The organism is Geobacillus jurassicus NBRC 107829 (assembly GCF_001544315.1).
Taxonomy (GTDB): domain Bacteria; phylum Bacillota; class Bacilli; order Bacillales; family Anoxybacillaceae; genus Geobacillus; species Geobacillus jurassicus.
In genome coordinates this window covers 25,525-46,779 of sequence record NZ_BCQG01000019.1, presented here as the reverse complement: position 1 = coordinate 46,779, position 21,255 = coordinate 25,525, and the positions used below count along the sequence as shown (strand labels likewise).

Annotated in this window: 15 protein-coding genes; 3 read left to right on the top strand and 12 right to left on the bottom strand. The window is 51.3% G+C overall.

Going from position 1 to position 21,255, the window contains the following annotated elements; translation table 11 throughout:
- Positions 1-24 precede the first annotated feature (24 nt).
- The 7 genes from GJ1_RS07160 to GJ1_RS07130 form a co-directional block, all read right to left on the bottom strand.
- Positions 25-1,011, bottom strand: coding sequence for a thiamine pyrophosphate-dependent dehydrogenase E1 component subunit alpha (locus tag GJ1_RS07160; protein WP_066230457.1), 987 nt, complete (start codon positions 1,009-1,011; stop codon positions 25-27).
- Positions 1,012-1,215: 204 nt separating this feature from the next.
- On the bottom strand, positions 1,216-3,147 hold the full coding sequence (locus GJ1_RS07155; RefSeq protein ID WP_066230489.1) for a sigma-54-dependent Fis family transcriptional regulator: 1,932 nt from the start codon (positions 3,145-3,147) through the stop codon (positions 1,216-1,218).
- 115 nt (positions 3,148-3,262) lie between these two features.
- Positions 3,263-4,303: a LacI family DNA-binding transcriptional regulator gene (locus tag GJ1_RS07150; protein WP_157068364.1), complete on the bottom strand. Its 1,041-nt coding sequence runs from the start codon at positions 4,301-4,303 to the stop codon at positions 3,263-3,265.
- Complete coding sequence (locus GJ1_RS07145; protein ID WP_066230451.1) at positions 4,304-5,839, bottom strand: alpha-amylase family glycosyl hydrolase; 1,536 nt, start codon at positions 5,837-5,839, stop codon at positions 4,304-4,306.
- Between the two features lie 72 nt (positions 5,840-5,911).
- A complete protein-coding gene (locus GJ1_RS07140; RefSeq protein ID WP_066230446.1) occupies positions 5,912-6,754 on the bottom strand; it encodes a sugar ABC transporter permease in 843 nt (280 codons plus the stop codon).
- Positions 6,754-8,034, bottom strand: a complete 1,281-nt coding sequence (locus tag GJ1_RS07135; RefSeq protein WP_066230443.1) for a carbohydrate ABC transporter permease — start codon at positions 8,032-8,034, stop codon at positions 6,754-6,756. The genes GJ1_RS07140 and GJ1_RS07135 overlap by 1 nt, the downstream gene beginning before the upstream one ends.
- A 68-nt stretch (positions 8,035-8,102) precedes the next feature.
- Positions 8,103-9,377: a sugar ABC transporter substrate-binding protein gene (locus tag GJ1_RS07130; RefSeq protein ID WP_066230440.1), complete on the bottom strand. Its 1,275-nt coding sequence runs from the start codon at positions 9,375-9,377 to the stop codon at positions 8,103-8,105.
- 247 nt (positions 9,378-9,624) lie between these two features.
- Between GJ1_RS07130 and GJ1_RS07125 the strand changes: the two genes are divergently transcribed.
- Positions 9,625-11,391 (top strand): cyclomaltodextrinase, encoded by a 1,767-nt coding sequence (locus GJ1_RS07125; protein ID WP_066230437.1) that lies wholly within the window; start codon positions 9,625-9,627, stop codon positions 11,389-11,391.
- A gap of 116 nt (positions 11,392-11,507) precedes the next feature.
- Here GJ1_RS07125 and GJ1_RS07120 read toward each other — a convergent pair whose 3' ends face one another.
- On the bottom strand, positions 11,508-12,368 hold the full coding sequence (locus GJ1_RS07120) for a helix-turn-helix transcriptional regulator (RefSeq protein WP_066230434.1): 861 nt from the start codon (positions 12,366-12,368) through the stop codon (positions 11,508-11,510).
- A 128-nt stretch (positions 12,369-12,496) separates the two neighbouring features.
- On the opposite strand from GJ1_RS07120, the gene GJ1_RS07115 reads away from it, so the two are divergent.
- Positions 12,497-13,843, top strand: coding sequence for an MATE family efflux transporter (locus GJ1_RS07115; protein WP_066230432.1), 1,347 nt, complete (start codon positions 12,497-12,499; stop codon positions 13,841-13,843).
- A gap of 41 nt (positions 13,844-13,884) precedes the next feature.
- On the opposite strand, the gene asnB is transcribed toward GJ1_RS07115, so the two are convergent.
- Entirely contained in the window at positions 13,885-15,732 is a 1,848-nt protein-coding gene (asnB, locus tag GJ1_RS07110) for an asparagine synthase (glutamine-hydrolyzing) (protein ID WP_066230430.1), read from the bottom strand.
- Positions 15,733-15,952: 220 nt separating this feature from the next.
- Here asnB and GJ1_RS07105 point away from each other — a divergent pair, with 220 nt between their 5' ends.
- A complete protein-coding gene (locus GJ1_RS07105) occupies positions 15,953-16,498 on the top strand; it encodes a DUF2777 domain-containing protein (RefSeq protein WP_066230426.1) in 546 nt (181 codons plus the stop codon).
- Positions 16,499-16,622: 124 nt separating this feature from the next.
- Here GJ1_RS07105 and GJ1_RS07100 read toward each other — a convergent pair whose 3' ends face one another.
- The 3 genes from GJ1_RS07100 to GJ1_RS07090 form a co-directional block, all read right to left on the bottom strand.
- Entirely contained in the window at positions 16,623-19,463 is a 2,841-nt protein-coding gene (locus GJ1_RS07100; RefSeq protein ID WP_066230423.1) for an EAL domain-containing protein, read from the bottom strand.
- Positions 19,464-19,588: 125 nt separating this feature from the next.
- Positions 19,589-19,942, bottom strand: a complete 354-nt coding sequence (locus tag GJ1_RS07095) for a YisL family protein (RefSeq protein ID WP_066230413.1) — start codon at positions 19,940-19,942, stop codon at positions 19,589-19,591.
- 139 nt (positions 19,943-20,081) lie between these two features.
- Entirely contained in the window at positions 20,082-20,984 is a 903-nt protein-coding gene (locus GJ1_RS07090; protein WP_066230410.1) for a fumarylacetoacetate hydrolase family protein, read from the bottom strand.
- Between the last annotated feature and the right edge of the window lie 271 nt (positions 20,985-21,255).

Here is a 21,255-nt window from a genome sequence, read left to right as displayed (position 1 = left end):
GCAAAACTCCTTTCTCCTATGAAATTAGACAAACACATCTTCCAATGCCTCTTCCGGCTTCGGATAATCGCTTTCTCTCGCAAACGCGTACGCCTGATCGACCTCAGCTGTCGCTTTGTTTTCCAACTGTGCAATTGTCTCCTCTGTTACCCCCCATTCATTCAACAAATAGTTGCGAAGGCGAATAATGGGGTCTTTTTGGCGAAGCAACGTCACTTCATTTTTATCCCGGTATACTTCCGGATCGCCTTGGAAATGTCCTAAATAACGGTATGTTTCAATCTCAATAATCGACGGCCCTTGTCCAGTTCGTGCACGTTCAACCGCTTCTTTCGATACGTTGTACATATCAATTGGGTCGTTGTCTTTGACATAGTATCCTTTAATGCCATAGGCGGCTGCCCGTACATCATTGGAAGAAACGGCTGTGGACGCTGCTTTCGGCACGGAAATTCCATATTGATTGTTTTCAATAACAACAATTAATGGCAGTTTCCATAATGCCGCCATATTTAACGATTCATGAAACGCCCCTTGATTGGCGGCTCCTTCGCCGATAAACGCAACCGCCACCCAGTCCTTCCCCTTTTTCTTGGCCGCCAGCGCCGCGCCAAGGGCATGAGGAATCCCAGCCCCAACGATCCCGCCGCAGGAAAATTTGACGTCAGGATCAAACAAATGCATATGGCCGCCCTTTCCTTTTCCCAGTCCAGTGGCTTTTCCGAAAATCTCTGCGGTCATCCGGTTCAAATCAACCCCTTTGGCAATCGCATGGTGATGCGGACGGTGAGGGGCAGTCACCGTATCTTCCTTTTTCAAATGAACACACATCCCAGCCGCAGCTGGCTCCTGCCCAGTGGCCAAATGCATTTCCCCTGGCACCGGCCCTGCGCCGATATTAAACACAGGAGATTTCCCTTCGGCATACGCCTCCGCCATTTTGTCTTCGTAGCAGCGAATTTTGTACATCGTTTCGTACATCCAAAGAAGATGGTCCTTAGGAATGGCCAACTTCCTCTCCCCCTTTACTTGATTGGTATCGCTTTCATATTTTATATATCGCAAAAATCGTTCCAACGCTTGTTTCCTTTTCTACACCCCCCAAGTTATTTGTCCAAAGCCATCTTTTGTTTTGATCCACCCTAAACAAAAACAGCGACAAAGTGTTTCATTTTGTTTCACTTTGTCGCTACACTTTGATACAAAATGGGACAGTCAATAGCGAATATTCCATTTGTCCATTTGCCGGTAAAATGTGCTTCTCGATATGCCTAAGTAACGAGCCGCTTTGGAAATGTTGCCGTTGCACTGCTTTAACGCCTCGATGATGGATTGCTTTTTTATCTCATTCCGGGAGATGTCTACATCCTCTTTGATTTGGAGCGAGCGAGGGGGCTGAAAGATTTCTTCCGGCAAATCCGCCGCTGTCAACATGGGTTTGGTGCACTGATTCAGCACCCGCTCGATCATATTTTGCAACTCGCGAATATTTCCTGGCCAATCGTATTGCATAAGCGCCTCTAAGAAATCAGACCGTATCTCAGGAAACGGTTTATTTCGTTTGTAAGCCAGTTTTTCAATAAAATGACGGACGAGAAGCGGAATATCTTCTTTTCTTTCCCGAAGCGGCGGGAGAACAATCGGCATGACGTTCAATCGGAAAAACAGGTCCTCGCGAAAGCTGCCTTTTTGCACTTCCTGGCGAAGGTCTTTGTTGGTCGCTGCGATGATTCTTACATCAACAGGGATCACTTTGTGCCCGCCAATTCTCATCACTTCCTTTTCCTGAATGACGCGCAAAAGCAGCACTTGCATTTCCAAGGACATTTCGCCAATCTCATCCAAAAAAAGCGTTCCCCCATTGGCGAGTTCAAACTTTCCGGCGCTTCCCCCTTTTTTCGCTCCTGTGAATGCCCCGTCCACATATCCGAACAACTCACTGCCAAGAAGATCACGCGGTATGCCCCCACAGTTAATGGCAATAAACGGCTTGTTTTTCCGCTTGCTCTCATTATGAATCGCCTGAGCCACCATCTCTTTTCCTGTTCCGCTTTCCCCTAATATTAACACGTTGGAATCTGTCGCTGCGGCGAGCCTCGCTTCGTTCATTTTCTCAATGAAACACGGGTGTTGCCCGATCATATCGGCAAACGTGATTTTCGCTTGGTTTCCCGATAGGTGGTTGACAAACTGGCGTACCTTTTCAATTTCTTTTACAATGATCATCGATCCGATTCGTTCCTTTTTCTCGTAAATGGGAATCTTGTCCACTAATACATGATGCACTGTATTGGAAGGCTTGACGCTTAGATGCAGTTCTTGATTTTGCAAATGAAGCGGATGGTTTGAACAGATAGAAGAATCGCTGAAAATATTGTCGATCTTTTTCTCTTCTAGTTGCAGTTGCGGTATACGGAACAACTTTTTTAACTGGTTGTTCGCCTTTACGATCTTCCCATCGCGATCGATGATCAAAATGCCTTCTTTCATATTGTTCGTTGTCGCTTCCAAAAACCGTTGCATCATCACGTTTTTTTCAGCATTTTCATGCAGTTTTAGTTGGTACTCAATCGCTTTTACAGCCGATACAACCATTCCTAGTGTATGAGAGTGCACTTTTTCATAGGGTCCTGACATATTCAATACACCAATGATTCGACCGTCGGGATCATGGATGGGGGCAGCGGAACACGTCCACGACTGGCATATTTTCGTGTAATGTTCCTCGGCAAACACTTGAACAGGACGGTCAATGGCGATCGAAGTGCCGATGGCGTTGGTCCCCATCACTTGTTCACTCCAGTCCGCCCCCGCGATAAACCCGATTTCTTCCGCCCTTGCTAAGGGATCGCGATCGCCAATCGACAAAAGCAACTGTCCGTTTTCATTGCACAGGATCACCAAAAATCCAGATCCTTTGACAATCGAATACAACCCTTCCATCAACGGCAATGACCAATCGATCAAGGAGCGGTACTTTTCATTGTCGATTTCTTTAATCCACCCGTACGGTCGAAACGGATCAACCATCGCTTTTTTCGACCGAAGCCAAGAATCTCGAATCATGGGGGGCAGATCGGGATCGAGCTCGTTATGAAATACGAACTTTTCCCACATGGATTTCACCTGTTCGCGGGTCACGATCATCTTGTGTTCACCTCCGTGTTTGCTTTTTGTTTTCTTTTTTCTCCCCGACTTGTTGATTTCCTTTTTCAAATCAAAAAAAAGCAGCCGCGATGGCTGCTTTTTGTGAATGGCCCGTTTATCGTTTAGCACACGACCCACGCTCAACGAGTCGGTGCGGGATGATGATGCGTTTGATCGGTTCGTTTGGGTTTGTGATTTTTTCAATTAAACTTTTCGCCGCTTCATAGCCGAGCTGGAAAATACCGATGTCGACCGAGGTAAGCGGCGGGCGCGACATCTCCGCAAGCAGCGTGTTGTTGAAGCTGACAATCGACACGTCTTCCGGGACGCGAAGGCCGATTTCATCGAGCGTTTTGAGCATCCCGAGCGCCATGAGATCATCGGCGACAACGAGCCCAGTCGGCGGCTCAGGCAAAGAAAGAAGCTCCTTCATCGCCTCTTGGCCGCCTTCTTGCAGAAATTCTTCATAGACGACATATTCCGAGCGGTACGGCAGCCCGGCTTCATGCAACGAAGCAGCGTAACCGTTTTGGCGGTCGACGGTCACCAAATATTGCGGATTGCCGCCGACAAAAGCGATCCGTTCATGGCCGCGGGCGATCAAGTAGTTCGTCGCATCTTTTCCCGCCTGCACGTTGTCGTTGTCGACATGGGTCACTTGTTCTGCCTTTTGGTGCGGCTTGCCGATGACGACAAACGGAAAGTCATGCTTTTGCAAGTATTTCATGAGCTTATCGTTTTGCCGTGAATAAAGCAAAATGACCCCGTCGACGCGCCGTCCTTGCAGCATCTCCACGACCCGTTCGTAAATGTCACTTTCTTTTTCTCCTGTCGACATTTGCAAGGCGTACCGCTTTTCATGGGCCGCTTTGCTGATGCCGCGGATGACTTCAGGGAAAAACGGGTTTTGCAACGCTTGGTCGGCCGAGCTCGGCATGACGATGCCGATGACTTGCGTCGCCTGGCTCGCGAGGCTGCGGGCGATAAAGTTCGGATGATAGCCAAGCTCTTTCATCGCCTCGCGCACCCGCTGCTTCGTCTTCTCACTGATGCGCGGGCTGTCGGCGATCACCCGCGAGACGGTCGACGGCGCGACATTGGCCCTTTTCGCCACATCTTTAATCGTAACGGTCATAAGCTCCCTCCTTTCCTTCATTTATTCATGAATCCGTTTCGCCCGTTTTTTCACTAAGTACAAAAATAGGAGAAAGAGCGCGTAGACGGCGACAATCGCCGCGATAAAGGGGATGTTGATCCCGGTTTTTTCCCGCAGCTTGTACACTTCCGCCGTTTCGCGATCGAGCACAAGGTCGTAGCCGTCGTCATCGCCGCGCACTAAATCGTCCAATAAAAAGCCGCGCAGCTCTTTGTTTTTCGGCAACTGGTCATTGGTGAGATGGACATGCTGCGTTTCACTCGTGTTGTTAATGGCGATGACCGTTGTTTCATCTTCATATTGCCGTTTAAACACCGCCATGCCGTCTTTTTCATATAGCAACGTAAAATCGCCGCGCCGCAATGACGGCAGCTGTTGGCGAAGCGGGCCGATTTTCTTCAAATAATCGATGATGACCGGGTCGGCGCGGAAATCCATCAGACGGCGGTTGTCCGGATCTTGGCCGCCGTTCATGGCGATTTCCGTCCCGTAATACATGATCGGAATGCCCGGGGCGGTGAACAAATACGTCATAGCCAGTTTAATGCGTGAAATCGGGTTGTTGCGGTTGTCAATCGACAGCTTCGTAAAGCGGACGGTGTCATGGTTGTCCAAAAACGACCCGAGCAAATACGGTCGGTCGTAAAACGTTTTGTTGTATTCCCAGACGTCATACAGCGGGCGCAACGACGCATCGCGCCTAGCAAGCGACTGCTTCACCGCGCCATACAGCGGGTAATCGACAAAGCCGTCGATGCCGTACTTTCCATATTCAGCGATATAACGCGGATCATCGCTCCATACCTCACCGAGAAGGAAAAAGTCTTTTTTCACCGATTTGACTTCTCTCGCAAACTCCTGCCAAAACGATTTCGGCACGTGGCGCACCGTATCGAGCCGGTAGCCGTCAATGTCGGTCTCTTTGATCCACCATTTGGCAGCATCAATTAAATACTTTTTGACTTCTGGATTTTCTTGCGCCAAATCCGGGAGTCCGTACACCCAGCCGTTTTCAAGCTGCGTTGGGTCGTTCCAGTCGAAAATCTCTTTTTTCGGGTGGAACCAGTCTTTTTTCGCCGGGTCATGCAGCCACGGATGGTTGTAGCCGACATGGTTGGCGACAAAGTCCAAAATGACTTTCATATCGCGCTTATGCGCTTCTTTGACGAGTGTTTTCAAATCGCCCAGCGTGCCAAAGTGCGGATCGACTTGATAAAAATCTTCGATCCAATAACCATGGTAGCCGCCCGGCATGTTTTTAAAAATCGGCGTCAGCCAAATGGCGGTAAACCCCATCTCCTTGATGTAGTCGAGCTTCGCCGTCACTCCTTTTAAATCGCCGCCGAAATACCCTTTCGGATCGTTGACATTGACGTCCTTGTCGTTGGTCGGATCCATATTGTTAAACCGGTCGACCATAATGAAATAAATCGCTTCATCTTGCCACGTCCGTTCTTCTTTCCCCTCCGCCGCAGCCGGCGAAGCATAAAAAAGAAGGAACGGAAGGATGAGCAGCGCGCAAAGCCGGTTCCCCATTTCCTTCCCCTCCTTTGCCGTCTGTTTGTCCGTATGGAAACGGGTCAGCCCACTATTATATGATAGCGGTTCTTACCCTTTTGTGCCACCAGCAGTTAAGCCGGAAATTAAATACCGCTGCAAGAACAAAAAGACGATGGCGATCGGCGCGGCGATCAAAATCGAGCCGGCGGCAAATCGGGTGAAGTTGTTCGCAAACCGGTCGCTGATGAAGTTAAACAGCCCAACCGCCAGCGTAAATTTATCCGGATCGCGCAAGACGATCGACGGCAGCAAAAAATCGGTGAACGGCGCCATAAAGTTGAACAAGGCGACAACAGCCAAAATCGGCTTGGCTAAGGGCAGCATAATACGGAAAAAGACGCCGAAGTGCCCGGCCCCATCTATGCGCGCCGCCTCGTCCAGCTCGCGCGGAATCGTGTCAAAGTAGCCTTTGACAAGCCACGCGTTAAACGGAATTTGTCCGCCGACATAAATGAGGATGAGCCCCCAAAGCGAATCAAGCAGATGAAGCATGTTTAACAAAATATAGATCGCCACCATCGCCATGAGCGACGGAAACATTTGCAGGACTAAAAATAAATACAACCCTGTTTTTCTCCCGACAAACTTGTAGCGCGAAAACGCATAGGCGATGAGCGCCGTGAACAAGACCGACAGCACCGCGTTGGCTGCAGCGACAAACAAGCTGTTTTTATACCAAAGCAAATAGTCGCTCTGCGGGCTTGTAAACAGCCATTTATAATGCTCGAACGTCCACTTCTCGGGGATGAGCGATGCCGAATACAGGCTTGTTCCCGGATTGAGCGACATGCTGATTGTCCAAAGGAGCGGATAGGCGATGACGACAAACATGAAGGCGATAAACAAATAAATAAGCGCCACTTCCACACGCGATTTCCATTTGCGGTTCATCAAATGTTCCCCTCCTCTTTAAAGGAACGGGTGCGCCGGAACTGGTAGATGGCAAACCCGCTGACGATCAAGCCGATGATGAGCGAGATCGCCGCCGCCATATTGTAGTTGTTCGTCGTGAACGTCAAATCGTACACCCATGAAATTAAAATATCCGTCCCGCCGGCGTTTTGCCCGCGCACGGCCGGACCGCCGTCGTTAAACAAATAGATGATATTGAAGTTGTTGAAGTTGCCGGCATATTGCATGATCAACAGCGGTGCCGTCGCATACAGCACGTGCGGCAAGGTGATCGAGCGAAACTTTTGCCAGCGCGTCGCTCCGTCGATGTCGGCCGCTTCGTACCAATCGCGGGAAATGCTTTGCAAAACGCCAGTAAACAAGGCAAATACAAACGGGAAGCCAAGCCACGTCTGAATCAAAATGAGCGCCACTTTCGTCCAAAACGGGTCGGTCATCCACGGGATCGACAATCCAAACAAGCTTAACACTTCGCGGTTGATGGCACCGAATTTGTCGTTAAACATCGCCGCAAACACCAAAATTGTGACAAACGCGGGCACGGCCCACGGCAAAATCAACACCGTGCGGATGAACCGCTTAAACTTAATGCGCGGATCGTTGACAAGCAAAGCCAAAAACAGCCCAAGAGCGATTTGCATCGTCGTTGCAACAACTGTCCAAACGATCGTCCACGCGAGAACGCTGAAAAACGTGCTTTTCCAAATCGGAATCGACACTAAGTTCTTGAAATTTTCAAACCCGACCCAATTCAACAAATGCCGCGGCGGCGAGTGGTACAAGTTGTAGTCAGTGAACGCAAGCGACACCATAAACAGCAGCGGCAGCACAACGATAAACAACAGCATCACAAGGCCGGGAGTGACAAAGATGTACGGAAACCCCTTATCCCAAGCGTTGCGGCACGACTCCAAAAGCGATGGAAACGGCTCGCCGCGTTGCCGCCGTCGGGCGTCGTTGCGCGCATCGATGATGTTGGCGATATGCAAAGCGGCGGCAAAAGCGATGATGATGACGGAAACCAATCCTTGAATCAAGAGAAAAATCGAATGGTCGAGCATCGGGATTTCTCCCAGCGTCACAAGCCCCCAGAGCCCGATGTTTAAAAAATTGTAAAAGGTGATCAAAAAAGACGCTTCAATGACGATAAACAAAAGCCCTTTGATGTACCGGCGGTTGTACAATTGTCCAAGGCCGGCAAACAACAGCGACAGCGCCATCGCCACCGCCGGTCGATGGCGGACGTTTGCTTCCGGCATGCTAACTCCCCCTCTCGATAGATGACAATGGTGGATAGGGCTCGCCCTATCCACCGCGATCTCAATCGTTATTTCCCGGCGCCGCTGGCGGCAATTTTATCCTGAATCGTTTTGACCGCCTCGCTCAGCACCGCTTTCGGATTGTCGCCTTTGGCGATAAATTGCAGGGCGTTGCCCATCGGCTCCCACACTTGCGACATTTCCGGCACGTTCGGCATCGGCTCGCCGTATTGAATTTGTTCCGCAAAACCAGAAATCAGCGGATCATTTTTAATTTTGTCATTCGTCAACGCTTTTTCGTTCGCCGGCATTTCACCCGCTACTTCATAGTAATGGAGCGAATTTTCCTCGTTCGTCACAAATTTCATGAAATCGGTGGCCCATTCTTTGTTTTGCGAATACGCTGACAGCATCCACGCCTTCACGCCGACAAACGATTTCGGATGCTCGCCGTTGTCTAAGACCGGGAGCGGCGCGGTGGCCAGCTTGTCTCCCAACGCTTCCTTATACGACGCGATATTCCACGGACCGGTGATGGCGACGGCCACGTTTCCTTTCGTAAACAGTCCGTTCATAATATCGCCCGTGATTTCTTTCGGAATATAGCCGTTTTTAAACCACGATTGAACGAGTTCCGCCCCTTTGACCGCTCCATCGTTTGCCAAGCCGATATCGCTTGTATCATATTTGCCGTTTTCATTTTTAAACACATAGCCGCCGTAGCCAGCAAAGAACGGATAAACGAAATAGAAGTTCGCCGCTTCCATTAAAAAGCCGTATTGATCTTTCGCTGCATTCGTTTTTTCCTTGGCGATGTTCATCAAGTCATCCATCGTTTTCGGCGCTTCCGGCACTAAATTTTTATTGTAGAACACGCCGTACGTTTCGACGACCATCGGGACGCCGTACGTTTGACCGTCATAAGTTACTGCATTGACTGCTGTCGGGCTGTATTCGCCTTTCACATCGCCAAGGTCGACCGGGTCGGCCAATCCTTGCAGCACGATGTCGCCGATGCGGTCATGCGGCTGATAGAACACGTCCGGCCCTTTGCCAGCCGGGCCGTCAAGCGCCAGTTTCTTCGTCTGGTCGAGCATGCTGACGGTCACCATTTCGATTTTGATTCCGGTTTTTTCGGTGTACTTTTGAAAAATATCCTTCAGCGCTTGTTTTTGTTTTTCATCATCGTTCACCCACACGACGAGTTTCTCTGGTTTTTTGTCCTGTTCCGCCGTCTTTTGGTCGTTTCCTTTCGGCTGCTGGACATCGCGCTTGGGACCGCAGGCAGCCAGCACGCCAATCAACAACACGGCCATGAGAAATAAAGATAACGCTTTTCTCATAATCCCCCTCCTGTCATCATTACGGAATCTTAGCGGTACAATCATAAGGCAAACGTTTGCACAAATAAATTTTAATCCTTCCTATGAAAACGATTGCACCACTCATCTCCATTATAACGCCTATTTTTCATTTTACAAGCCTTTTTTTCTATTAAAATTTGACTTTTCTTTTCTCTTAACGTACTTTTTATTATAGCGAAGCATTAATGCAAACGATTGCTTCAGATAACAAAGGAGGAAAAAGCGAATGAGGAAAGAAGCCATCCACCACCGCTCAACCGACCATTTCGCTTATGCTTATGACAGCGAGACGCTCCATCTCCGGCTTCAAACAAAGAAAAATGATGTCGATCACGTCGAGCTGCTTTTTGGCGACCCGTACGAATGGCACGATGGCGCCTGGCAGTTTCAAACGATGCCGATGCGGAAAACAGGAAGCGACGGGCTGTTTGACTATTGGCTCGCCGAAGTCAAGCCGCCATATCGACGGCTGCGCTATGGGTTTGTGCTTCGAGCTGGGGACGAGAAACTGGTCTATACGGAAAAAGGATTTTACCATGAAGCTCCGAGCGACGACACCGCTTACTACTTTTGCTTCCCCTTTCTTCATCGGGTCGACCTATTCCAAGCGCCGGACTGGGTAAAAGACACAGTATGGTATCAAATTTTCCCCGAGCGGTTCGCCAACGGCAACCCGGCCATCAGTCCGAAAGGGGCGCGGCCGTGGGGAAGCGAGGACCCGACGCCGACGAGCTTTTTTGGCGGCGACTTGCAAGGAATCATCGATCACCTTGACTATTTGGCTGATCTCGGCATCACCGGCATTTACTTGACGCCGATTTTCCGCGCGCCGTCGAATCATAAATACGACACCGCTGATTATTTTGAAATCGACCCCCACTTTGGGGATAAAGAGACGTTGAAAACACTTGTTCAACGCTGCCATGAAAAAGGGATTCGCGTGATGCTCGATGCCGTGTTCAACCATTGCGGTTTTGAATTCGCCCCGTTTCAAGATGTATTGAAAAACGGCGAGGCCTCGAAATATAAGGACTGGTTTCATATTCGCGAGTTTCCGTTGCAAACCGAGCCGCGCCCGAATTACGACACGTTTGCGTTCGTGCCGCAAATGCCAAAGCTCAACACCTCCCACCCTGAGGTGAAGAACTATTTGCTTGATGTGGCGACATATTGGATTCGCGAGTTTGATATTGACGGATGGCGGCTTGATGTTGCCAATGAAATTGACCACGAGTTTTGGCGAGAATTCCGCCAGGCGGTGAAAGCGCTGAAGCCGGATGTGTACATCTTGGGCGAGATTTGGCATGACGCCATGCCATGGCTGCGCGGCGACCAGTTTGACGCCGTCATGAACTATCCGTTGGCGGACGCGGCGCTCCGCTTTTTCGCCAAAGAAAACATGAGCGCCCGCGAGTTTGCCGATCGATTGATGCATGTGCTTCATTCCTATCCAAAACAGGTCAACGAAGCGGCGTTTAACTTGCTTGGCAGCCACGATACACCAAGGCTGCTCACTGTTTGCGGCGGCGACGTCCGCAAAGCGAAATTGTTGTTTTTGTTCCAGCTCACTTTCACTGGTTCGCCGTGTATTTACTACGGCGATGAAATCGGCATGACGGGCGGAAACGATCCGGAATGCCGAAAATGCATGGTGTGGGATCCAGAGAAACAAAACAAAGAACTGTATGAACATGTCAAGCAACTGATCGCGCTTCGCAAGCGGCACCGGGCGCTTCGGCGCGGCGATGTCGCTTTTCTCGCCGCTGATGATGAGGCCAACCATCTCATTTACGAAAAAACTGACGGTGACGAAACGGTCATGGTCATCATCAACCGGAGCAACGAAGCAGCAGAAATCCCCATGCCGATCGATGCGCGGGGAAAATGGCTGGTCAACCTTCTGACAGGGGAGCGGTTCGCCGCAGAGGCGGAAACACTTTGCGTCTCCTTGCCGCCGTACGGGTTTGTGCTTTACGCGGTCGAAAGCTGGTAAGGCGACTGAGCGGGCGGTTACGGACAAACATATCGGCTGCCGGTGCAGCGGACAAGCTGCACCGGTTTGATCTTTTGCTGACCGTCCCCATCCTATACCAACGGCATAGAAGAAGGTCAATTACGCCGCGCCATGCGCCGATATTCGGTCGGCGTGATCCCTTCCATCTTTTTAAACAGGCGCGAAAAGTAGGCGCCATCGTCAATGCCGACCCGCTTGGCGACCGCCTCGATCGTCTCGTTCGTCTCCGCCAACCATTGCTTTGCCTTTGACAGCCGATAATGCGCCAAGTAGCGGCTAAATCCCATGCCGATCGTTTTTTGCATGCAACGGGTGATGTAGTCCGGGTGAAACCGGAGCTCCCGTGCGAGCATGTCCAGCGTAATGGGCTCGCTAAAATGTTTTTCAATATACGCAACGGCGGCGGCGCTGACCTGTTCCGATGCGCTCGGGACGGAAAGTTCCTGTTTTTGCAAGTGCCAAAGGAATTCGATGAACAAAAGCAGCTGCCGGAGCGGCTGATCGATATCCCGCCTAATGTTGTGTTCCGCAATTTGGCTAAGCAGCTGCTCAGCCCGCTCGCGCTGCTTTACTTCACCATATTGGCGAATGGAGAGCCGGTATTGGATCGGCTCGGTGTATGTCGCCTCCTTTTCTATCACTGTCTGCCGGCTGACGCTGCCATCGGAAACGACCGCAAAATCCGGCAACAGAAAATGAAGCCAAACCAGCTCTGTCTGTTCCGCGCATGGACGGTGCCCGTAATGTTCCCTCCCCGGGATCAACAACAAATAGTGTCCACTGCCAACCGCAAACTCGCGCCCGTTTTCCGTCATATACAAGCAGCCTCGTTTCACATAAAGCAAATCAAAGACGGAAAATGTTCGTCGGAAATGCTTCTTTCCTTCCGGAAACACACTTTCCGCCCCTTTGATGAACACTGGCAGCGGCGGCATAGAAAATGTGACAGAGTCCATCAGCCTCTCCTCTCTTCTTGTCGGAAATGTGCAAGCAAAATCGCTTCTTTCTCTTTCCATCATGCGGCAATCCAGCTAAACTGATTATATCGCTCAAGTCGGAATAAGAAAAAGGAGTTGTCTCAATTATGCGTCAGGAGGCCAACACGCGGTCGCTGTTTTCGTTGACCTGGCCGATTTTCATTGAAACGCTGCTCTATATGGTGATGGGCAACGCCGATACACTGATGCTCAGCCAGTATTCAGATCACGCGGTTGCCGCCGTCGGAGTGGCGAATCAAATCATCGCTTTAACGATCGTGCTGTTTAACTTCGTCGCTTTGGCGACGGCGGTGCTTGTCGCCCAATATTTAGGCGCCCAGCGGGAGCAAGAGGCCATCGAGGTGTCGCTCGTTTCCCTTGCGGCCAATTTGCTGTTCGGGCTGTTGCTCAGCGCCATTCTCGCCGCGTTTAGCCGGCCGATTTTGTGGATGATGGGGCTGCCGGCCGAGCTGTTTGATGAAGGGAGCAGCTATTTGGCGATTGTTGGCGGGTTTTTGTTCATCCAAGCGCTGATGATGACAGTCGGCGCCATCTTAAAAAGCTACGGCTTTACACGCGATACGATGTATGTCACGATCGGAATGAACGTACTGAATATTATCGGCAACTATTTCCTTATTTTCGGGTCGTTTGGCCTTTCTCCCCTTGGGGCGGAAGGGGCGGCCATTTCAACGGCAGCGAGCCGGTTGGTCGGTTTTGCTGTGTTAGTTGCTTTATTGTGCAAACGAACGGGCATTTCACTTGCCGTGTTTCGCGCGCTACCGTTTTACCATTTGCGCTCACTGCTGAAAATCGGTGTTCCGGCAGCCGGGGAACATCTTTCGTACAATACGGCGCAAATGGCCATTACGTATTTCATTACATGGCTCGGAGCCGAGGCATTAACCGTCCGCGTATATACACAAAACATTATGATGTTTATCTTCTTATTCGGCCTCGCCATCGGCCAAGGAACGCAAATTCTCATCGGCCACTTCGTCGGGGCCGGGCGGTACGAGGAAGCCTACGCCCGCTGCTTGAAAAGTTTGTACAGCGCCATCGCCATCTCGGTGCTGGCGGCGGCCGTTGCCTATTGGTTCGCTGAACCGTTGCTGTCGCTCTTTACCGATGACCGTTCCATGATCGAGCTTGGCCGCAAATTGTTGTTGTTGACCATGATCTTAGAGCCCGGCCGCTCATTCAATATCGTCATCATCAGCTCGCTTCGTGCCGCTGGTGATGTTCAATTTCCCGTCTATATGGGCATTTTGTCGATGTGGGGCGTCGGCGTGACCGTTGCTTACGTATTCGGCATCGCCCTCGGGTTTGGCCTCGTCGGCATTTGGCTGTCGTTCATCGCCGACGAATGGCTGCGCGGGCTGTTGATGCTTTGGCGGTGGCGGTCGCGCGTCTGGATGAAAAAAACGATGGTGCCGCAAGCAAAAATGGCGTAACACCGTCCAAATTAAATAAGAGCTGCGCACAGGCGCAGCTCTTATTCTTTAATGCGAATGCCATAATGATCAAACCAAACGTGCACTTGACCAAGGTAAGCGAGCAGCTGCGGACCGGTCATGAGCTGCCCAAACCACGGCACTTGGAACGACTTCCCTTCTGTTTCAATGAGCGCCGTCAATTTTTCCCGGTCGAAAAACTCATGCAAAATCGAATTGCGGTCATGGAGCAGCTGCTCAAGCCATTGCTTGACAAGTTTCGTATATAGAGGATGGTGCGTTTTCGGATATGGGCTTTTTTTCCGGTGAAGCACCTCTTCGGGAAGCAATCCCTCAAGCGCTTTTCGCAAAAGTCCTTTTTCTCTGCCGCCGTGCATTTTCATATTCCACGGAATGTTCCAAACGTATTCGACAATGCGATGATCAGCGAACGGCACGCGCACTTCCAAGCTCGCTCCCATGCTCATCCGGTCTTTCCGGTCAAGCAGCGTCGTCATAAACCAAATCATATTTAAGTAAAATAGCTCGCGCCGCTTCGCCTCCTCAGCGCTTTCCCCTTCGAGGCGCGGCACTTCGGCGAGAGTTTGTTCATAACGCATTTGCACGTAGTCGTCCAAACGAAGCTTTTGTCGCCATTCTTCCTTTAACAAGCCGATGCGTGCATCGATCGAACGCATCCAAGGAAATCCTTTCCGCGACAAATCGTCCGGCCGGTGGAACCATGGATAGCCGCCGAAAATTTCATCGGCGCACTCCCCTGATAAGCTGACGACAAACTGTTCGCGAATTTGTTTGCAAAACCAAAGAAGCGAAGAATCGACGTCCGCCATACCCGGAACATCGCGGACGATGACGGCTTCATGCAAATGGCGGAACAGTTCTTCTTGGGTGATCACGCAGCGGTGATGAACCGTTTGAAACTTGTTCGACACCTGCTCGATAAACGGCGCATCCGTATTCGGCTGAAAATCATTTACTTTGAAATACTGATCATTTCCTTCATAATCGATCGAGTACGTGTGCAACGGCCCTTTTCCATCCGCAGCGAAGGCATTGGCGGCAATCGCCGTAATGGCGCTCGAATCGACCCCGCCGGATAGAAACGTGCAAACCGGTACATCGGAAATAAGCTGACGCGTCACCGCATCCGTCAATAGAAAGCGCAGTTTTTCGACCGTTTCCTCGAACGAATCGCGATGGACATCGCTTTCGACATTCCAATACCGCCAAATGCGAAGCCCGCTGCGGGAGAACGTGAGCGCGTGCGCCGGGCGCAGCTCCCGGATGCCGTCAAACACGCCATGGCCCGGCGTGCGCGACGGTCCAAGGCCGAACACTTCAGCCAATCCTTCATAATTGACTTCGGCTTTTACATCCGGGTGAGCCAAAATGGCCTTCACTTCCGAACCAAACAGTAACCCCCCACCGTCTTCCCGGTAAAACAGCGGCTTCACCCCGAGTCGGTCGCGCGCCATAAACAACAGCTCGCGCTTCTCATCCCAAACAGCAAAAGCAAAAATGCCGTTAAGCCAATCAACGCATTGTTCCCTCCACTCCATGTACGCGGCAAGCAACACTTCTGTATCAGAGTGGCCGTCAAATCGATAACCTTTGCGCAACAGTTCCTTGCGAATATCTTCTGTATTATACAGTTCGCCGTTGTAAACGATCGTATAACGGCATCCATTTTTTTGCCGAACCATCGGTTGTTTGCCGCCGTCCGGATCCACAACGACGAGCCGCTTATGACCGAAAGCGACGTGTGTATCCAGCCATGTATTGGTATCATCCGGTCCACGTTTGGCGAGCGTCTCGGTCATGCTGTCAATGACCGTCCGCTCGCGGCGCAAATCGCGCCCGAAATGGACCCAGCCAGTGATGCCACACATACGAACCAATCCTTTCTTTCATCGAAAATGGCAAATGAATCTGTTCCGTTCCACCGTTCTTTTTCCTTGCGGCCGCTCCCGGTGATCGCCTTCTCCGCATCGGCATGATTCCATTCTATGCACCCCCAAACATTTCGATGAATTGTCCGATGCCGCTCTCCACACGAATAAATCAGCAAAAAAATGGAAAAACAGAGGAGTACAAGGAGGATGAGGGACATTGAACATCGGAGAACGATTGCAATACATCACAGAACAACCGCGGGCGTATGTGTATGGAACAGTGGAGTTCGTCAACGACGAATGGATCTTTTTCGACGAGGAAGAGGAAGCTTCTTTAGTGGAAGAAATTGCAGAACAAGGAATCGAATGGTTTCACGGCGGACATTGGTTGTCCGGGCAATGGCAAGAACAAGGCGCCATCGCGACCGATCTTGGCATCTTTTCTCTTCAGAACGGCGATCGCATCCGTTTCCGCAAGCGGCTGACGTATGCTTATCAACAATGGCTTGCCGCGCTTCCTGATTCAACCTTTTTCCAATTTATTCAATGGCTGAACAGCCTCGGGTTCTCGCTGTATGACTGCTTGTATTGCTATAACGGCTTGTTGTTTGCGAAATCGTTCGGCGTGAATTTCATGATTTATGACAATACGAAACAAATCGCCAGCGTCCATCACTATTACGAACGCGGACAGACGCCAAGCGATCGTTTTGAAATTACGCTAAACAGCGGGGAACGGGCTATTTGCGCCCAAATTGGCTGAACCGAACCACTGGTAAAATCAACGGTGAGAAGCCAACGTTTTTCCTCGCCGGTCACCCCCCGCCCAACTCCATTTTTTTTCAAAAGAACGCCAGCCCCCACGTCAATCGGCGTCGGGCGGGGGATCATTTTTGCTTCTCCGTCACATACATCGTTACTTCTTCAGCCAAAAGCGGCGGACAAATCACATATCCTTGGGCATACGTGCATTGCAAATCGCGAAGCCGGTCGAGCTGTTCCGGTGTTTCAACTCCTTCGGCAATCGTCTCAAGTCCCAATCCGCGCCCCATCGTGATCATCGCTCTGACAATCGCCTCATCGGAAGCGTTCGCATGCAATTGCTCGATAAACGCCCGGTCAATTTTCAAAATCGTCGCCGGCAGCCGCTTTAAATAATGAAACGAAGAATATCCGCTGCCGAAATCATCAACAGCGATGCCGACGCCAAGCTTCCTGAGTTCATCCATGGTCCGCAGCGTGCTGGACAAATGGCGAAGCATCGAATGCTCGGTCAGTTCGAGATGCAGACACGACGGCGACAGACGCGACTGCCGAAGCGCTTGCTTGACATCATCCACAAACCGCTCATGCTGGAACTGAACAGCGGATACATTGACAAAAATCGCAAGCTGGTCGTTCCCTGTCATCTCCTGCCATCGCTTCGTCTGCTTGCAGGCCGTTTTCAGCACCCATCGCCCAATCTCATGAATCAGCCCGGTCTCTTCCGCCAAAGGGATGAATTCATCCGGCCGCACAAGCCCAAGCGTCGGGTGGCGCCAACGGATTAACGCTTCCATTGCTTTTACCGCACGAGTATGTACATCCACAATCGGCTGATAGCAAAGAAATAATTCGTTCTCTTCGATTGCTCTGCGCAGATGGCCACCCATTTCCAGCCGATGCATCGCTTCTTCGTTCATTTGCGCACAGTAGCGCTCCACGCGGTTGCCGCCGCCTTTTTTCGCCATATTGACCGCCATATCGGCGTGCCGAAGCAGCGCGTGTTCGTCCTCTCCGTCGTCGGGGAACACGGCTAACCCGATGCTTGCTGTAACAAAAAATTCCTTTTCTCCGTACATGAGCGGCTTCGCCACCTCGCGCACGATGGAGAGCGACATTTCCGCCGCCTCCGCCTCTGCTTTCAACGGGAAGAGCAGGCAAAACTTGTCCCCATGAAACCGGCCGAGCTCCGCGCCAACCGGCAAGACGCGGCGAATGCGCTCGACAAGCTGGCGCAAAATGTCATCCCCGGCGTAATGGCCGACGCTGTCATTAATCCACTTAAATCGGTCCAAATCGATCAAAGCGACCGTCATCTTTCGTCGCTTCTGCTTGGCTTTTTCCAGCTGTTCGGAAAGCAATTCCATCCACTTTGTCCGATTGGGCAAGTTCGTATCGGGGTCGTAGTATGCTAAATAAGAGATTTTCTCCTCCGCCTTTTTTTGCTCCGTAATGTTGCGTCCGATTCCGTAAATGCCGACCTTTTTGCCATCCACAATAATCGGAATATTTTTCATCTGAAAAAGAAGCCGTTCTCCCAATTTTGTCGGAATTTCCAAGTTGTACGTTTGAATATTCCCCCGCAGCGCCCGGTAAAAGTAGCGGGTGGCGCGGGAGACGTCGTTCGGATGAATGTACTTGAGCGAATTCGTATACAAAATCTCCTCCTTTTTGTAACCGAGCACTTGTTCAAAGGCAGGATTGACGCTTGTCAAACGACCGTGCAAGTCCGTCGAATAGACAATATCGGTGTTATGTTCAAACAACGACTTATATCGTTGCTCGGACATCTGCAGGCGAACATGCAGGCGCTCCATATCGCGTGAGGACGTGGACATGAGCTGGGCCAGCGTCATGATTCCTTCCGGCGGCGCCGGCAATGGCGACGACAAACCGTTCTCCGCCGATGCCGCTGTTTCCGTCAGCGAAACAGCGGCAAACGCAGCCGGCCGCATCGCCGTATACGCGTCTTTCACCAATACTTCGACAGCCGGAAAGAACGCAGCCTGCCCAAAAGCAGACACAACGCCGTCAAACAGCAGGCGCGTATACCCACTGAGCGCCGCGCTGTAGTAAAAGAGCATCCCCTCAGCCGGCTGCTTGGCCGCATGCATGGCGGCGTCGCGCGCACTCCAGTAAAGGGACGGGGCATGAACATAGGCAAATCGCACCTTTTCTCCGTTATGGACATGGCCTCTTACTGCAACTGAGCCGTCCTGGTTGACAGCGACAATCGGCAGGCAGACAGCGCGTCCGTTTCGTTCGACAAGAAACGGGAATTCCACTCCGGAAAGCGGCAGGCGTTCGATAAATTCTTTGCCTAAATACCGTTCCAAATAAAGCGACGCCTTTTGTCCATTGAGCTCGTCAATTTGCTGATCGCGGCTTTTCGTGATCGAAAATGCCAAGCCGACCGGCTCCCATAAAAACGGTGCGACACAGTGGCCGCGAAGCGCTGTTCCGCTGAAAGAGACAGCGATTCCCCCGCGCTCAAGCTGACCGTCGGACGAAAATAACACGCTGCCCTCAGGAAGAGCGCAGCCTATGATGGCCATTCGTTCGTTGGCAAGCGGCAAGTGACGGAGCAAGGATGGCAAAGCCGAACGGCGATTCGTAAACAACAAAAGCAACGCCGTATCGTGATGAATGACCGCCTCCGCGATCAGCGCCGCCAATCCGTCCGGGCGGTCAAACTCCTCGGCCGGCAACGCTAATGCCGAAACAGCGGACGACATCATCGACGCGATGCCAACGGCAAGATTCGTCTCTCCAACCATTGGCAGCGGCCCTGCCATCCCGACCATATGGACGCGCGGCCAACGACGGGCTAACGCGGCGACCGCATGGCGCACGGTTTCCTCATCTTTGCCTGCAATTTGGGCAAACAGCGGCTCATCCAAGGAAGAACTATGCTCTCTGAGCAGATGATCCAGCTCCTCAGCTCGGCGGCAGCAAAGCCAACGCATAAACGATCATGCCCCCTCCGCTGACCAACTGGGCCAGAAAATTCAAAAAATGATATTTCTTTTACCATATCATATTTTCGTTTTCAACAAAAGCGGCAACCAATAAGAAAGGCTGCCGCTTCACTTTAGAACAGGTCAAAACCAAGCGGCAGCAGCAAGCCAAGAAACAACGTCACCACAAGCGCAATGACCCATTGCGTCCATCCTGCCGCCGCGCTTTTCCCTTTTTTTTCAGCTGCTAAAACCATTTCCATCGCTCCGATCACCCACAGCCCGGCAAGCGCCTTGAGCCAATAAAGCGTAGATATCGAAGCAATGCTATGCAGCAAAAACACCCCCGTCGCGATCGTGAGAATGTAAAACAGCCGCAACACCATCTGCACGATCTTGGCTTTGCCCGCCCCCTGCCGCTGCATCAACACTGCAATGAAAAACAAAACAATCGTGATAAACCAGCTCGTAATATGGGCATGCGTCAACGTCTATCCCCTCCAACATTTGCTTGTTTATCCTCATCATAGCACGGGCGGCAGGAGATTGACAAACATCGTGGAAGCGAAAGAACGGCGCCCTTCTCTTCAGAGGACGCCTTTTCGAACATTAGAGAGTTCCCGGCGTTTACTCCCCCACTTTATTGCGCAGCGTGCCGATGCCTTCCACCGTCACCTCAATGACATCGCCCGTTTGCAAAAAGCGAGGCGGGTTCATCCCTTTGCCGACCCCGGCCGGCGTTCCTGTGGCGATGATGTCGCCGGGTTCAAGCGTAATGCCTTTGGAGATCGTCTCGATGATCGATTCAATCGAAAAAATCAATTGCTTCGTGCTCGCTTGCTGGCGCACTTCGCCGTTGACCCGCGTCTCGATGCGCAAATTGTTTGGATTCGGCACAAACCGGCTTGGCACAATCCATGGCCCCATCGGGCAAAACGTATCCAAGCTTTTGCCGAGAAAATATTGTTGGTGCCGCTCCTGCAAATCTCTTGCGGTCACATCGTTGATGATCGTGTATCCAAATACGTAATCTAGCGCATCCTCACGGCGGATCCCCCTCCCTTGTTTGCCGATGACGACCGCCAGCTCTCCTTCATAGTCCATCTCATCGGTGACATCGGCATGGCGCAAAATCGTTTCCTCATGACCGATGACCGTTGTCGGCGCTTTCGTGAATACGATCAAATGCTCCGGCACATCGGCGCCGCCAAGCTCAAGCGCATGATCGACATAGTTTTTGCCGATGCAAAAAATGTTTTTCGCCGGCCGCGGAATCGGGGCCAAAAGGCGGACATCGCCAAGGCGATGAACGTACTCCGGCGCCGGATGGGCTAGAGCCCAGTCAACTACTTCTTGCGCCCGGGTGAAAAACGCCTCCCCTTGGGCAATCACCTCAAGCATAGTCGCAGGCATCGTCTCTGTCCCATTCATCGCCCGTTCGGCGCGGCGCAAATGAACAGCTTGCTCCTCTCCTTGCGGCACGGCTCCGACAAACGTTTCTCCATCGAAAAGTGCGGTGATCAGTTTCATCGTCTCTCCCCTTTCCACGTTATGCAGCGGACGCTTCGAGGACTTTTCTCCCCCGTCCGCCTTCGCCATTTTGGCATGTTGAGGATGATATTCGCCGTCAATGCGAAAAAGTCCTGTTTTTGTAGAATTTTGTCTAAATTAGGAAGTTTATCGCTTATTTTCCCGAATCGCTTCCTTTTTTCGTCGTGATATGTATAATAATGTTTAGTTTCCGCTAAGGCGTCGATTGCGACTTTCGTCATGCCACAAACATCCCATATCGGCTGCGGCA

Bases quoted from the DNA above. Each gene is read 5' to 3' on its own strand.
- GJ1_RS07140 (WP_066230446.1), bottom strand. From the start codon at position 6,754: ATGAACCGCAAATGGAAATCGCGTGTGGAAGTGGCGCTTATTTATTTG.
- GJ1_RS07125 (WP_066230437.1), top strand. From the start codon at position 9,625: ATGAGGAAAGAAGCCATCCACCACCGCTCAACCGACCATTTCGCTTAT.
- asnB (WP_066230430.1), bottom strand. From the start codon at position 15,732: ATGTGTGGCATCACTGGCTGGGTCCATTTCGGGCGCGATTTGCGCCGC.
- GJ1_RS07100 (WP_066230423.1), bottom strand. From the start codon at position 19,463: ATGCGTTGGCTTTGCTGCCGCCGAGCTGAGGAGCTGGATCATCTGCTC.
- GJ1_RS07130 (WP_066230440.1), bottom strand. From the start codon at position 9,377: ATGAGAAAAGCGTTATCTTTATTTCTCATGGCCGTGTTGTTGATTGGC.
- GJ1_RS07145 (WP_066230451.1), bottom strand. From the start codon at position 5,839: ATGGGGAACCGGCTTTGCGCGCTGCTCATCCTTCCGTTCCTTCTTTTT.
- GJ1_RS07115 (WP_066230432.1), top strand. From the start codon at position 12,497: ATGCGTCAGGAGGCCAACACGCGGTCGCTGTTTTCGTTGACCTGGCCG.
- GJ1_RS07150 (WP_157068364.1), bottom strand. From the start codon at position 4,303: ATGAAGGAAAGGAGGGAGCTTATGACCGTTACGATTAAAGATGTGGCG.
- GJ1_RS07155 (WP_066230489.1), bottom strand. From the start codon at position 3,147: ATGATCGTGACCCGCGAACAGGTGAAATCCATGTGGGAAAAGTTCGTA.
- GJ1_RS07120 (WP_066230434.1), bottom strand. From the start codon at position 12,368: ATGGACTCTGTCACATTTTCTATGCCGCCGCTGCCAGTGTTCATCAAA.
- GJ1_RS07135 (WP_066230443.1), bottom strand. From the start codon at position 8,034: ATGCCGGAAGCAAACGTCCGCCATCGACCGGCGGTGGCGATGGCGCTG.
- GJ1_RS07090 (WP_066230410.1), bottom strand. From the start codon at position 20,984: ATGAAACTGATCACCGCACTTTTCGATGGAGAAACGTTTGTCGGAGCC.